This is a genomic window from Desulfoplanes formicivorans (assembly GCF_001748225.1).
In the GTDB taxonomy this organism is placed as follows: domain Bacteria; phylum Desulfobacterota; class Desulfovibrionia; order Desulfovibrionales; family Desulfomicrobiaceae; genus Desulfoplanes; species Desulfoplanes formicivorans.
Genome location: NZ_BDFE01000020.1, coordinates 33,420 through 46,175 on the forward strand (window position 1 = coordinate 33,420; position 12,756 = coordinate 46,175).

Below are 12,756 nucleotides of genomic sequence, written 5' to 3' on the forward strand. Positions count from 1 at the left end.
GTCCTCATGATCAACATCGACAAATTGAACGCCGCCATGGACATGGCAGCCATGCCGGCTGATTTCAAATGGCGATCGTTCATGATGCACCTTGCTGGCATGGCAACCTATGATTTTTTGACTGGTGAGCAGAAAAAACAGCTCAAGGCCCTGTTCGACCAGATCCTTGGGGAGCGGAATTATTCCGAGGAATATTTTCGCACGATTTTCATGCGCAAGCAGAGCATTCTGGCCGCGCCCTGGAAGACCGAGCTCAAACTGGCCCTTGACGAGGCCATGGGGCGTGTCCACTCCTTCAAAAAATTGTTGCGCCAACGTACCGATGATATCCGCGATCTCGAGGAGGAGACCGTTCGGACCGTGGAGACCGAGACAAGTCTCGACGCCGTGGTGGCAAGTGTCAAGTCGGGATTTGGCGGGCTGATATCGAAGCTGGAAGACGATGCCAAAGTTCTGGTCGAAATGAGTATGACCGATGTGCTCACGGGCTTACCCAATCGCAGAGCCTTTGATCTGGCCATCCAGCGTTCTTTTAAACGGTGGAAGGACAAAGGGGGAAAACTGGCCCTGATCATGATTGATATCGATTATTTCAAGGCCTTTAACGACAAATACGGTCATCGCATCGGCGATCAGGTTCTGGCAACGGTGGGGGCAGCTGTGAAACAGGCCTGTGGGCCTCGGGATGTTACGACTGAACGTTCTATCCTGGGCGCACGATTTGGGGGAGAAGAGTTTGCCGTTCTCCTGGTTGGCTTTGCCGCCCAAGAGGTCAAGGACCTGGCCAAAGAGCTTTGTCAACGTGTGGCTAGGTACAATTTTGTGATCCGGGATGCCAATGGTCGGATTATTGAGAATCATATCCAACTGACCATTAGCGCGGGCTCGGCCATGGCCGAGCCCGGGTGGGACAGTCCGGCCCGGCTTATTGATGCGGCAGACAGTCTCCTGTACCGGGCCAAACGTTCGGGCCGCAATCAGGTCTGTAGTCAACCCCGGTGATGGACTCGTCTGAGCATTCTGCAGCTTTTGGGCATCAGGCAACGCTGATGCACCGTAGCTGTGCGGCATGCACCTGGCAACAAGGGAATCTACCATCATGAGCATTCTGATAACCGGCGTTCTTCATGAGAACAGGATCCAGGACATCCTGATTAAGGGCAATCACATCGTCTCCATCGGTAACCTTGCTCATGTTCAGGCGGATACGTGCATTGACGGAACAGGCAAGGCCATTTTGCCTTCGTTCATGAACGGACATACTCACGCCGCCATGACCCTGCTTCGGGGATTTGCCGATGACATGCCTCTGGGTGTCTGGCTCAAGGATCATATCTGGCCCATTGAAGCCAAAATGACAGAAGAGGATGTCTATTGGGGGGCCAAGTTCGCTTGTTTGGAGATGATCCGGACCGGGACCACATTTTTTGCAGACATGTACTGGCATTTTCCTGGAACGGCCAGGGCCGTTCAGGAGATGGGGATCCGGGCCGGGCTTTCAGCTGCGTTGTTCGATTTCGGGGACAAGGAACGGGCAAGGCAGGCCAAGGATCAGGTCGAAAAACTGTACGAGAAATACGCCTCCTTGTCCGAGCGCATCATTTTCACCCTTGGTCCTCATGCCATATATACCGTGTCCAAGGATTCCCTGGCCTGGGTGGCCGAGTATGCCGAGGACAAGGATCTGCTTATTCATCTGCATGTGAGCGAGACCAGCACGGAAGTGGAAAATTGCCTCAAGGAGCACGGGATGCGCCCGGTGGAGTATCTGGATTCTGTGGGACTGCTTTCCCCTCGGCTCATGGCCTGTCATTGCGTATGGCTGAGCGACCATGAAATGGATCTGCTCGCCCGCAACCATGTCCAGGTCATTCACAATCCTGCCTCGAACCTCAAGCTCGCCTCGGGAACATTCAGGTATCAACCCCTGGCCGACAGGGGACTCAATATCGGTCTGGGCACGGATGGGTGCGCCTCCAACAATAATCTGGACATGTTCGAGGAAATGAAACTTGCGGCTCTGCTGGCCAAGTCGGCATCAGGTGACGCGACCGTGCTTCCGGCTGTGGATGCCTTTGCTCTGGCCACGAAAAACATGGCCGCCATGTACGGGCTGGAGTGTGGAGAAATCCGTGAGGGCATGCTCGCCGACTGCATGCTCGTGAATTTGAATCACCCCCAGCTCACTCCTGGTCACCATCTTCTCTCCAACGTCGTGTACAGTGCCAACGGGGATTGTGTGGACACGGTTATCTGCAACGGACGTGTGCTCATGGAGGATGGTGTGGTCCCTGGTGAGGAGGAGATCACTGCCGGGTTCAGGGCGTGTGTGGACCGCTTGACGGGTGCCTGATGCGGGCCTTTTTGGCCTTTCCGTGGGGATGACGATGGTTTTTGGGTGGCAAAATGATTTCGGGTGTGATAATGAGCTCTTGGGGAGAAGAGAACGGTTCTGCTTGTTCCCGGTCGGGGCCTATGGACATGATGGCGTCACCTGAAGTCTGGTCCTGACCTATAAACAGCGTGGGCAGGGGGGTGGATGTGGCATTGTGGGCTGAAGCGGTTCCCGTGAGTGCCAGAATCACAAGCAGGTGTACGGCAAGGGATTTCATGATGGTTTCTCCATGCGCTATGGATGAGCCGTTGGTGATTGGTAACACCATGCGTGCGGGGACGTTTCGCATGCAACATGGTATATGTTCTGACAGATACGCGTTATGGGATGTTTTGTCATCCATGCAACATCTTTCAGGTCATCAGGCAGGAGCAACTAAGGAGAAAGGTGGCTATGCAGCAGCGTGACAAGGCCTACAAGGAGGCCGGGGTGGATATAGATGCGGGAAACGCCTTTGTTTCGAGCATCAAATCCATTGTTTCGGAAACGTTTACCAAGGGAGTGATCACGGATATCGGCGGATTTGGAGGATTGTTCAAGCCGGATCTGCACAATCTGCACGAGCCTGTTCTGGTGGCTTCCACTGATGGGGTCGGAACCAAATTAAAACTGGCTTTCCTGTTCGAGCATCATACGACCATCGGAATCGATCTGGTGGCTATGAGCGTGAATGATATTTTGGTTCAGGGTGCTAAACCTCTTTTTTTCCTTGATTATTTTGCAACAGGTAAGCTTGAGCAGGAGCGTGCTCAGGAAGCACTTGCGGGGATAGCTCATGGGTGCAAACTGGCTCAATGTGCTCTTTTGGGCGGTGAAACCGCAGAAATGCCGGATTTTTACGCACCTGGCGAGTATGATCTTTCCGGATTCTGCGTGGGCATCGTGGACAACGACCGTATTGTGGACGGTAGAGGTATTCGTGTCGGGGACAGGATCGTGGGGCTGGCATCGTCGGGCATTCACTCCAATGGGTATTCCCTGGTGCGCAAGATTTACAAGGATAGCGGCCTTGGGGCCAGGGACATTTTTCCGGGGACGGACAAAACCGTGGCCGACGTGCTGCTGGAACCGACCAGAATCTATGTTAAAACAGTACTCAACCTCCTGCGTGATCTCGAGATTCGGGGCATGGTTCATGTAACCGGTGGTGGTTTTTACGACAATATTCCCCGTGTACTGCCCGAATCCCTCAAGGCATCTGTCCAGTTCGGAACCTGGGACATCCCCCCTGTTTTTTCTTGGCTCAGGAAACAGGGCAATTTGTCTTGGGAAGAAATGCTTCAGATTTTCAATTCGGGAATCGGGTACATCCTGGTTATCAGCCCGGATATGGAAGAGGATGTTATGTCCCGTTTGAAGGCTCTAGGGCAGGATGCCTGGGTGATTGGTGAAATAGCCGAACGAACCGGTCAGGATTCCGAGCAGGTGGATATTCTTTTCTAGACTTCCTGATGAATGTGAATACAGAAGGAATCTGGTTGGTCGGGGTCCTGGATCGCATCTGGCACGGCCCTCAATAAACAGGGCGCCAACCCCGAAAAAAGGTCGTCCGGTGGGCAGGCCGCGAGGGAGGGGTGCTTTGAACCCCTTGTGGTGTTTGCCCCTTGGGCAGGCGTAAAGGGTGTCTTCCCGGGCTCCTTTTTCCCGCGTTTGTCGCAGATGCAGAAACCGAGGTGAACAATGGAATTTGAGCAGATAGAAAAGGATAATGCCGTGATTCTCACGGTGCGCGGGCGGATGGATGCTGTGACCGCTCCCCAGTTTGAAGAACAATGCAACGCCATCATTGATGGCGGGGCCACAAATATCTGTGTGCAGATGGCTCAGGTGGAGTACATGAGCAGTGCGGGTTTGCGCAGCGTGCTGCTCATTGGCAAGAAACTCAAGGGGCTTGGTGGGGGACTGGCGTTTTACGATCTTTCCGGCATGGTGAGCGAGGTGTTCAAAATGTCCGGGTTCAGTTCGATCTTTCCTGTGGGGGAGAGCCAAGACGATGCGCTCGCCAAACTCGGTTGATGCCTGCACGCAATGTCTGACGGCAGACGCCGACATGGCTTCTCTTGACGCCCTGCAAACCTTTGCCCGCTCCTGTCTGCACCGCTCGGGCGGGCCGGAGGCCCTGCAGGGTAAGATTGAGCTTGTCCTTGAAGAGCTTCTGGTCAATGTCTTCAATTATGCCTATCCTCGGGATTGTCCCGGGCAGGTCACCCTGTGCTGCCGGTGCGAGGCTGACCGCCTGGCCTTCATCATCAAGGACCGGGGCGCAGCCTTTGATCCCCTGGAGCGAGCCACTGCCGACACCTCTTTGGACATAGAACAGCGTCCCATAGGTGGACTCGGCATCCACCTGGTCAGAAACATGGCTGATTCCATTGTCTATGAACGGCGGGATGGCTTCAATGTCCTGACTGTCACCTTTTCCCTTTCTCAGTAAGACCTTCCCAAACAAACGCTCCGACACCCACAGGGTATCGGAGCGTTTGTGTCCTTTGGCTTGGCGCACCATCTTTCCACGTGTTTCAGTCTGTTTCTGGGGTCACGACCCTGTGGCCGCCACTTTGCTTGCCCTTGTAGAGCAGTTTGTCCACCCGATGGATCAGCTCCTGAATGGGAATGGGCTGCTGGGGACCGATGCACATGGCTCCGGCAGAAATGGACACCTCATGTCCCGATGGCAGGGCCTTGAAAACATGATTGCTGACATCATCCAGGATGCGTTGGGCTATGCATCGGGTCTGCTCGGGACCTGTCTGGGGCAGAAGGATCACGAATTCATCCCCTCCGTAGCGACAGACAATGTCGATGTCCCTGCGTAATCCCTGGGAGATCTTCCCGGCAAATTCCACCAGAACCTGGTCACCGACCACATGGCCGAAGCGATCGTTGATCGTCTTGAACTCATCTATATCCATGAGGATGATGCCGAGATAGTGAGGGGTGCGTTTCATTTTGGCCATTTCTTCATTGGCCCTGATTTCGAAATACCGCCGGACATGCACGCCAGTAAGTCCGTCAACAACAGCCAGTTCAAAAAGGTGCATGTTCTCCAGGGAGAGGGCAAAGATCGATGCCAGGACCCTGAGACGTTGCACGGTTTCAAATTCCAGGGGGTGGTTGTCGATGGTCAGTGTGACCACCGCCATGAGTTGCTTGGAGGATCGGGCCACGGGGATGCACAATCCCTGGGTCAGGTTCGATGTCTGTTGGGACGTGATCCAGGGGAAAACGTTCAGGTCCAGGAAACATTCCCGTATTTCGTGGGACATGATGATTTCGTGTTCCGGGGAACCCTTTTTCAGAGAGCAGGCCCTGGAGGAAAAGGTGGTTTTGCCGTGATCAAAAGACCCTTCCTCGGTGAGATTGAGCTTTTTTTCGTCCACGGTCATGATCCCCACCTGCTGTGTCCTGGAGAAATCGGCAAAGGTTTCCAGTGCCGTCTGGATCAAAGTCTTTTTGTCGGTAATGGCCATGAACAGCCGGGTGGCGTAATTGAGGATGAAGAGTTCTTCATCCCACCCGGGACTTTTGGGGGGGCAATGGTTGCCAGAAGGTGGTGATCCGTTTTTGGTCATGGTAACCTGTTATGTTTCAAGGAGCTTTACAATGGTCTCTGGAGGCGGAATCTTCCCTGTTTGGCGTTTGGAATAGATTGTTTTCCCCTCTTTGACCACCTCGAAATCGCCGGTTTGTCCCGGAGTAAGGGTGACCGTGCAGTCCAGGGCGTCTTGCAGGGCAGCCGCCAGACCGGCGGCCTTGGGATAATAGTTTCAAACCGTGCAATAGAATATTTCGATGTTCATGGCTGATCCTTTTCCGGGGAAGTTCTGCCATTGCTGGCGTGCATGTCCCCATGCTATTTCTTTTTGGCCCAGGAATCCCTTATGGTGACAGTTCGGTTGTAGACCGGCATGCCCTGGTCGTTGTCCCTACTGTCCCGGCAGAAAAATCCCTGACGTTCGAACTGGAATCCCTGCTCGGGACGACCTTGGGCCAGAGCGGGATCGGCCTTGCACCCCGTCAGGATACGCAGGGATTCGGGATTGATGAACTCCTTGAAATCCTTGCCCTTGTCCGCAGTGGGAAAGGGAACCGAGAACATCCGGTCGTAGAGGCGCACTTCGATATCCAGGGCATGGCGGGCCGAAACCCAGTGCAGGGTCCCCTTGACCTTGCGTCCGTCAGGAGCGTCCCCGCCCCGGCTGGCCGGGTCATGGGTGCAATGGATTTCCTTGATGGCGCCGGTTGTTGTATCCCGGATCACCTGGGTACAGGTGACCAGATAGGCACCGCGTAGACGCACTTCCCGTCCGGGAGCAAGGCGGAAGAATTTTTTGGGCGGGTTTTCCAGAAAATCATCCTTTTCAATGTAGATTTCCCGGCAAAAGGGCACCTTTCTCGTTCCCATGGCCGGATTCTTGGGATGCACGGGGAGTTCGAAATATTCTTCCTGGTCGTTGGGATAGTCGGTGAGAACGATTTTCAGGGGCTTGAGCACGGCCATGGTTCTCGGAGCCGTATCATTGAGGGCATCGCGCACGCAGCTTTCCAGCACTCCCATGTCCACGCAGCTGTCCTTGCGGCTCACCCCGATGCGTTCACAAAAGGCACGGATGGCCTCAGGGGGAAAGCCCCGCCTGCGCATTCCTGACAGGGTGGGCATGCGGGGATCGTCCCATCCGTCCACCAGTCCTTCCCGGACCAGTTCATGGAGTTTGCGTTTGCTGGTTACCGTATAATTGATGTTCAGCCGGGCAAATTCGATCTGTACAGGGTGGCAGGGAACGCTCACATGGTCGAGGATCCAGTCGTACAAGGGCTTGTGGTCCGCGAATTCAAGGGTGCACAGGGAATGGGTAATGCCTTCCAGGGCATCGGAAATGCAGTGGGCGAAATCGTACATGGGATAGATGCACCACGTTGTTCCCGTTCGCGGGTGCGGGGTCTTGATGATCCTGTAGATGACGGGATCGCGCATGTTCATGTTGGGGGAGTTCATGTCGATTTTGGCCCTGAGAACATGGGTTCCTTCCTCGAATTCTCCCTGGCGCATCCTGGCGAACAGATCCAGGTTTTCCTCAACCGAGCGGTTGCGAAAGGGGCTTTCCTTGCCGGGCTCGGTCAGAGTACCCCTGTAGGCGCGGATGTCCTCGGCCGAAAGTTCGCACACATAGGCCAGATTTTTTTGGATCAATTCAACAGCCAGGTTGTACAGGGTTTCAAAATAATCCGATGCATGGCACGGTGTATTGCCAAAGGAAAATCCAAGCCATGTGACATCGCGGATGATCGCGTCAATATATGTCTGTTCTTCCTTGGCAGGGTTGCTGTCATCAAAGCGGAGGTTGCAATGGCTGCCTGCATAGGATTCGGCAAGACCGAAATTGAGACAGATGGACTTGGCATGTCCGATGTGCAGGAAACCGTTGGGCTCGGGGGGAAATCGGGTCACGATGTGCGCGTGCTTGCCCTGGGCAAGATCCTTGTCAATGATGGCTTTGATGAAATGGGATGAGGGGGTTGATGCTGGTGTTGTCATGCGTTGATCCTTGATTGATAGGCAGAGTGCAGAAAACAGAAAAAAGATGACGGAACGAAAAGATGTGTCATTCCGGACATGCTCCAGGATATCTCCCCGGCGGGCTTTGCCTGGATGGTGGGGCACAAGGCGGTCTGCCGGTGTTGTGCCGAGGAGCACGGGGAGAGAAGGACGTTCACGAAAGGCAATGGGCTGACGCGATCATTCAGCGCAGTTTATCGTTCCTCAATCCGGTCCCAGAGCAGGCTCTCTTTGGGGTGCCCCTTGGGGGACTCTTTGGGATAGCCCATGGCAATGATCGATTCCACTTCCAGGTGATCTGGCAGGTCGAGCACCTGTTTGATGTAGTCGCTTGCGGGTGCTCCTTGCTCGTGCATCCTTTTTCGTACCTGAATCCAGCAGCTCCCAAGGCCCAGGCTGTGGGCGGTCAGGTGCAGAATGAGCGAGGCGATGGACGCATCCTCCACCCAGACATCGCAAAGGGACGGGTCAGCGCATACAACCACCCCCAGGGGGGCGTTCTTGAGAAATCCGGCCCCGTGCGGTTTGCATGTGGCAAGGGTTGCAAGCAGAGACGTGTTGGTGACGAACAGAAAGTGCCAGGGGTTCAGGCTGCGGGAGGAAGGCGCACGAAGAACCGCTTCCTTGAGGGCGGCCACAAGCTCCGGGGCAACGGGACGGGCATCAAAGGCCCTGATGCTTCGTCTGGTGCGCAAAAGGTCGAGCATGGCAAACTCCTTGGACTGGGATGGATCAAAGGTACCATAAATGTCCTTGCGCCTGGGGTTCTGTCAAGCCGCAATCCGGGTACCAGGACGCTTCCAGCGTTTCCTGGGGCCCAACCTGATCATTTACTTGGCACGGGTTGGAGAGTAAGGACTATGCCTTTGTCGATTACAAACCACGGTGCCGGGAGGACCATGAGGCAAACACGAAGCCAAGGTACATTGAAAAAGGTTTTCATCTGTGCGGGAGAGGCCTCCGGAGACATGTACGGAGCCATGCTGGTTGATGCCCTGCACGCGATTGATCCCGCCCTTTCCTGTGTTGGCATGGGCGGAAGCACCATGCGTGCACGGGGATTCAAGGCATTGATCCATTCCGAAGCCCTTTCGGTCATGGGGCTTACCGAGGTCATAGGACACCTGCCTCGGATTCTGGGGCTGTTTACACGCATGCGCCGGTTTCTGGAAAAAGAACGGCCTGCAGTGGTGGTGCTCATCGACTCCCCGGATTTCAATTTCCGGGTGGCCAAAATGGCCAAAAAACTTTCCATCCCGGTTGTCTATTACATCACCCCGCAGGTCTGGGCTTGGCGGCAGGGCAGGGTCAAATTTCTCAAGCATTATGTAGACCGCCTCGTGTGCATCTTTCCCTTTGAAGAGCCTTTTTTCCGCAAGCATGGACTTGATGCGACCTTTGTGGGTCATCCCCTGCTTGAAACCATGGATCTTGCAACCCGCAGGAAGATTGGTCCCGATGCCAAGCGGATAGGCATCCTGCCCGGCAGCCGGCACAAGGAAATTGCCTCCCTTTTGCCCGTATTTGCCAAGGTCGCCTCCCTTTTGTGGGCAAGGGATCCCGCATTGAGGTTTACCCTTGTTCAGGCTCCCCAGGTGGAGCTGCAGACCATACAATCGTTGTGGCTCCAGGACGTGCCCGTGGATATTGTACCGGCAACAGACAGATACGATGCCTTGAGGCAATGCTCCTTTGTTGTTGCTGCTTCCGGCACGGCCACGTTTGAATGCGCCCTGCTCGGGGTGCCGACCATGCTGGCCTACAAGGTGGCTTTTTTGAGCTATCATATTGGTCGCAGGCTCATCCGGGTGCCTTTTATCGGCATGGTCAACCTGATCCTGGGCAAAAGGGTCTTTCCGGAATTCATCCAGCACGAGGCCACCCCCCAGGCCATGGCCGCCCTGGGGCAATCATGGCTTGAGCATCCCGATCGTCTCGAGCTGATACGCAGCGAACTCGAAACCTTGCCCGCCATGATGGGTCCGGGAAAGGCAACGGATCGGGCCGCTGCCATTGTTGCAGAATACGTATCCGGTACGCGCTGACCATTTTCCTGAATGGCAGCTGCTGTACTAGAGGATACACATACCTTCAATGGAGTTACGCATGAACGCACTTGCTTATGGAATCATCGGTGTCGGTCATCTCGGGGCGATCCATGCCAAGGTGGCCAAGCAGATGACTTCGCTTGATCTGGTTGGCGTCTACGATACGGATGTATCCAGGGGAAGGATGGTGGCCGAGCAGGTCGGTGTTCCCTGTTTCGAGACCATGGAGGAACTCCTCGATCAGGTGGATGCAGTGAGCATTGTTGTGCCCACGGTGCACCATTTCGAGGTGGCCCAAAAGGCTCTGGAGCACGGGTGCCATATTTTCCTGGAAAAGCCGATTACCGCCACGGTGGACGAGGCCAGAAGGATCGTTCATCTGGCCAAACAGGCCGGAAAGAAGTTGCAGGTCGGGCATATCGAGCGGTTCAACCCTGCGGTCTTGGCTCTCAAGGAGTATTCCTTTGAGCCCATGTTCATTGAATCCCACCGTTTGAGTCCCTTTAATCCCCGGGGCACGGATGTGAGCGTGATCCTTGACCTGATGATTCATGATCTGGATATTATTCTGGCGCTGGTGGACCGCCCCCTGGCATCCATAGACGCCTCGGGGGTTGCCGTTGTTTCCGATACCGAAGATATCGCCAATGTCCGGTTGACCTTTGACAACGGGGCCGTGGCCAATATCACCACGAGCAGGATTTCGGTCAAGGCCATGCGCAAAATGCGCATCTTTCAGAAAAACATGTATATTTCCATTGACTTTCTTCAGAAGCAGTCGGAAATTTTTCAGCTTTCAACTGGCGAGGTGTCCGGTGGCAAGGGGTTGCCCGTGGCCACCATAGGCGAGGGTGATCGGGCCAAGCAGGTGCTCTATGAGCGGCCTGAAGTGCCCGAGGTCAATTCCATGGAGCTGGAGCTGGACAAGTTTGCCCAGGCCATCAACAAGGGCGAACATACCCCGGTCACGGGAGAGGACGGTTTGCGGGCCCTGGATGTGGCCGCGACCATTTTGCAGAAAATCCGGCATCCCGAGGACGTGCAGCAGGGGGGACGGTGCCCGAATCACAGGGCGCAGGAAGCAGACTGAAGATCTGTCTCCGGCCTTACGGCCATGTGACAAGGCGGAAAGCCTGCATGGTCGTTGCGAACGGGCACGGCTCAGATCAGGCATTGTTTCTGACCACAAGGATGCAACACCACCAACAAAGCAGAGCTATTTCATGAGCATACCATTTATTGATCTCAAGGCGCAGTACGCCCTTATAGAGGACAAGGTCCGCGCCAACATGGACCAGGTGCTTGGGCATGGGGCCTATATCATGGGGCCGGAAATCAAGGAACTTGAACAACGGCTTGGCGAATACATCGGAAGCAGGTACGCCTTGGGCTGTTCGTCAGGGAGCGATGCCCTGCTCATGGCCCTCATGGCCCTGGATATCGGGCCCGGGGACGCGGTTTTCACCACCCCGTTCACTTTTTTTGCCACGGCCGAAGAGATCGCCATGGTCGGGGCCACGCCCGTGTTCGTGGACATTGATCCCGTGACCTTCAACATGGATCCCGCATGCCTGGAAAAGGCCATCAACGCCCTTGAGGCCCGGGACAACTCCATCTATCCCCTGCCCCGGGGGTACGAGGAACTGACCCCAAGGGCGGTCATCCCGGTCGATCTTTTTGGCCTGGCTGCGGATTATGATCGAATCGAATCCCTGTGTAAGGCGCATCATCTCAGGATCATTGAAGACGCTGCCCAGGCTTTCGGCGCCGTGTACAAAGACAGGTCATCCAGGGCCTGCGGGTTCGGTGACATCGGATGCACCTCCTTTTTTCCGGCCAAGCCCTTGGGGTGTTACGGGGATGGTGGCATGTGCTTTACCAATGACGGGGAACTCGAGGAAAAGTTGCGATCCATAAGGGTGCACGGCATGGGTGCTGATCGCTATGACAATGTGCGCATCGGGATCAATGGCCGGCTCGATTCCCTGCAGGCGGCCGTGCTCCTGGCCAAGTTCGAGCTCTTTCCGGATGAAATCAAGGCCCGCAACAAGGTGGCCGACAGGTACGCCCAGCTTCTGGGCGAGGAGGTCATCACGCCCCGGGTACCAGAAGGGTATGTGTCGGTCTGGGCCCAGTATTCCGTTCTGGCCCGGGATGCATCGCACCGGGAAGCACTTCGTGCCCGGCTGAATGAACACGGAATACCAACGGCCGTGTACTATCCCATACCCCTGCATCTGCAAACTGCCTTCAGGGGACTTGGCTATGAGTCAGGGACCATGCCGGTAAGCGAACGTTCCGGCGAGAGGATTCTCAGCCTGCCCATGCACCCGTATCTGGACGGTGCCACCCAGGAACACATCGCCACTGTCATCCGGGAGATGTAGGCCATGCAGCCATGCCCGGCCTGGTTTGTCCGGGGGGTCGTCTTGCCTGGATCCTCGCGTTGTTGGGTAATTCTTGTTTCCCTGCGTCCTCTTCCGCCGGGCATGGATATCCCGGGGGGTGACAAGATGGCCCATCTGCTTACCTATATGGTTCTGGCGGTCACTTTTCCCTGGAAGTTGACCGGCAAGCAAAACCTTGTGCTTTTTGTTGCCCTTGTGCTAGTCGGAGGTATTCTCGAAGGACTCCAGGACATCATGGCCCTTGGGCGGTCAGGGGAGATAGCCGATGCCGTGGCCAATGGGGGAGAAGTCCTCGCCGGTTGTGCGCTTCGCCGTTTGCACCAACATGCAGTCAAGGATTGACAGAGA

13 protein-coding genes and 1 pseudogene are annotated in these 12,756 nt (G+C 55.5%); 9 read left to right on the plus strand and 5 right to left on the minus strand.

Annotation, left to right across the window (positions count from 1 at the left end; all coding sequences use genetic code 11):
* Positions 1–6: 6 nt before the first annotated feature.
* Both DPF_RS11620 and DPF_RS11625 read left to right on the plus strand, forming a co-directional pair.
* Entirely contained in the window at positions 7–1,002 is a 996-nt protein-coding gene (locus DPF_RS11620) for a GGDEF domain-containing protein (RefSeq protein ID WP_069859855.1), read from the plus strand.
* Between the two features lie 97 nt (positions 1,003–1,099).
* Complete coding sequence (locus DPF_RS11625; protein ID WP_069859856.1) at positions 1,100–2,353, plus strand: amidohydrolase; 1,254 nt, start codon at positions 1,100–1,102, stop codon at positions 2,351–2,353.
* On the opposite strand, the gene DPF_RS11630 is transcribed toward DPF_RS11625, so the two are convergent.
* Entirely contained in the window at positions 2,319–2,612 is a 294-nt protein-coding gene (locus tag DPF_RS11630; protein ID WP_069859857.1) for a hypothetical protein, read from the minus strand. The genes DPF_RS11625 and DPF_RS11630 overlap by 35 nt on opposite strands.
* Positions 2,613–2,788: 176 nt before the next feature.
* Between DPF_RS11630 and purM the strand changes: the two genes are divergently transcribed.
* The 3 genes from purM to DPF_RS11645 all read left to right on the plus strand — a co-directional run bounded on the left by purM (position 2,789) and on the right by DPF_RS11645 (position 4,829).
* Positions 2,789–3,838, plus strand: a complete 1,050-nt coding sequence (purM, locus tag DPF_RS11635) for a phosphoribosylformylglycinamidine cyclo-ligase (RefSeq protein ID WP_069859858.1) — start codon at positions 2,789–2,791, stop codon at positions 3,836–3,838.
* A gap of 237 nt (positions 3,839–4,075) precedes the next feature.
* Entirely contained in the window at positions 4,076–4,411 is a 336-nt protein-coding gene (locus DPF_RS11640) for an STAS domain-containing protein (protein ID WP_069859859.1), read from the plus strand.
* Between the two features lie 34 nt (positions 4,412–4,445).
* Positions 4,446–4,829 carry an ATP-binding protein gene (locus DPF_RS11645; RefSeq protein WP_069859860.1) on the plus strand — a complete coding sequence of 128 codons (384 nt, stop codon included), beginning with the start codon at positions 4,446–4,448 and terminating at the stop codon, positions 4,827–4,829.
* Between the two features lie 85 nt (positions 4,830–4,914).
* On the opposite strand, the gene DPF_RS11650 is transcribed toward DPF_RS11645, so the two are convergent.
* From DPF_RS11650 to DPF_RS11660, 4 genes and pseudogenes are all read right to left on the minus strand, one after another.
* On the minus strand, positions 4,915–5,967 hold the full coding sequence (locus DPF_RS11650) for a GGDEF domain-containing protein (protein ID WP_069859861.1): 1,053 nt from the start codon (positions 5,965–5,967) through the stop codon (positions 4,915–4,917).
* A gap of 9 nt (positions 5,968–5,976) precedes the next feature.
* Positions 5,977–6,150, minus strand: a pseudogene (locus DPF_RS14465) (Rdx family protein); the annotation flags it as partial.
* A 98-nt stretch (positions 6,151–6,248) separates the two neighbouring features.
* Entirely contained in the window at positions 6,249–7,931 is a 1,683-nt protein-coding gene (locus DPF_RS11655; protein ID WP_069860146.1) for a glutamine--tRNA ligase/YqeY domain fusion protein, read from the minus strand.
* Between the two features lie 215 nt (positions 7,932–8,146).
* Complete coding sequence (locus DPF_RS11660; protein WP_069859862.1) at positions 8,147–8,659, minus strand: nitroreductase family protein; 513 nt, start codon at positions 8,657–8,659, stop codon at positions 8,147–8,149.
* Between the two features lie 192 nt (positions 8,660–8,851).
* Here DPF_RS11660 and lpxB point away from each other — a divergent pair, with 192 nt between their 5' ends.
* The 4 genes from lpxB to DPF_RS11680 all read left to right on the plus strand — a co-directional run bounded on the left by lpxB (position 8,852) and on the right by DPF_RS11680 (position 12,750).
* Positions 8,852–9,997, plus strand: a complete 1,146-nt coding sequence (lpxB, locus tag DPF_RS11665) for a lipid-A-disaccharide synthase (protein WP_069859863.1) — start codon at positions 8,852–8,854, stop codon at positions 9,995–9,997.
* Between the two features lie 61 nt (positions 9,998–10,058).
* Positions 10,059–11,090 (plus strand): Gfo/Idh/MocA family protein, encoded by a 1,032-nt coding sequence (locus tag DPF_RS11670; protein WP_069859864.1) that lies wholly within the window; start codon positions 10,059–10,061, stop codon positions 11,088–11,090.
* A 133-nt stretch (positions 11,091–11,223) separates the two neighbouring features.
* Positions 11,224–12,387: a DegT/DnrJ/EryC1/StrS family aminotransferase gene (locus DPF_RS11675; RefSeq protein WP_069859865.1), complete on the plus strand. Its 1,164-nt coding sequence runs from the start codon at positions 11,224–11,226 to the stop codon at positions 12,385–12,387.
* Positions 12,388–12,513: 126 nt separating this feature from the next.
* Entirely contained in the window at positions 12,514–12,750 is a 237-nt protein-coding gene (locus DPF_RS11680; RefSeq protein WP_141721123.1) for a hypothetical protein, read from the plus strand.
* The last annotated feature ends 6 nt before the right edge of the window (positions 12,751–12,756 follow it).

Excerpts from the sequence above, each read along its gene's own strand:
- DPF_RS11620 (WP_069859855.1), top strand. The coding sequence starts at position 7 with ATGATCAACATCGACAAATTGAACGCCGCCATGGACATGGCAGCCATG.
- DPF_RS11625 (WP_069859856.1), top strand. The coding sequence starts at position 1,100 with ATGAGCATTCTGATAACCGGCGTTCTTCATGAGAACAGGATCCAGGAC.
- DPF_RS11630 (WP_069859857.1), bottom strand. The coding sequence starts at position 2,612 with ATGAAATCCCTTGCCGTACACCTGCTTGTGATTCTGGCACTCACGGGA.
- purM (WP_069859858.1), top strand. The coding sequence starts at position 2,789 with ATGCAGCAGCGTGACAAGGCCTACAAGGAGGCCGGGGTGGATATAGAT.
- DPF_RS11640 (WP_069859859.1), top strand. The coding sequence starts at position 4,076 with ATGGAATTTGAGCAGATAGAAAAGGATAATGCCGTGATTCTCACGGTG.
- DPF_RS11645 (WP_069859860.1), top strand. The coding sequence starts at position 4,446 with ATGGCTTCTCTTGACGCCCTGCAAACCTTTGCCCGCTCCTGTCTGCAC.
- DPF_RS11650 (WP_069859861.1), bottom strand. The coding sequence starts at position 5,967 with ATGACCAAAAACGGATCACCACCTTCTGGCAACCATTGCCCCCCCAAA.
- DPF_RS11655 (WP_069860146.1), bottom strand. The coding sequence starts at position 7,931 with ATGACAACACCAGCATCAACCCCCTCATCCCATTTCATCAAAGCCATC.
- DPF_RS11660 (WP_069859862.1), bottom strand. The coding sequence starts at position 8,659 with ATGCTCGACCTTTTGCGCACCAGACGAAGCATCAGGGCCTTTGATGCC.
- lpxB (WP_069859863.1), top strand. The coding sequence starts at position 8,852 with ATGAGGCAAACACGAAGCCAAGGTACATTGAAAAAGGTTTTCATCTGT.
- DPF_RS11670 (WP_069859864.1), top strand. The coding sequence starts at position 10,059 with ATGAACGCACTTGCTTATGGAATCATCGGTGTCGGTCATCTCGGGGCG.
- DPF_RS11675 (WP_069859865.1), top strand. The coding sequence starts at position 11,224 with ATGAGCATACCATTTATTGATCTCAAGGCGCAGTACGCCCTTATAGAG.
- DPF_RS11680 (WP_141721123.1), top strand. The coding sequence starts at position 12,514 with ATGGCCCATCTGCTTACCTATATGGTTCTGGCGGTCACTTTTCCCTGG.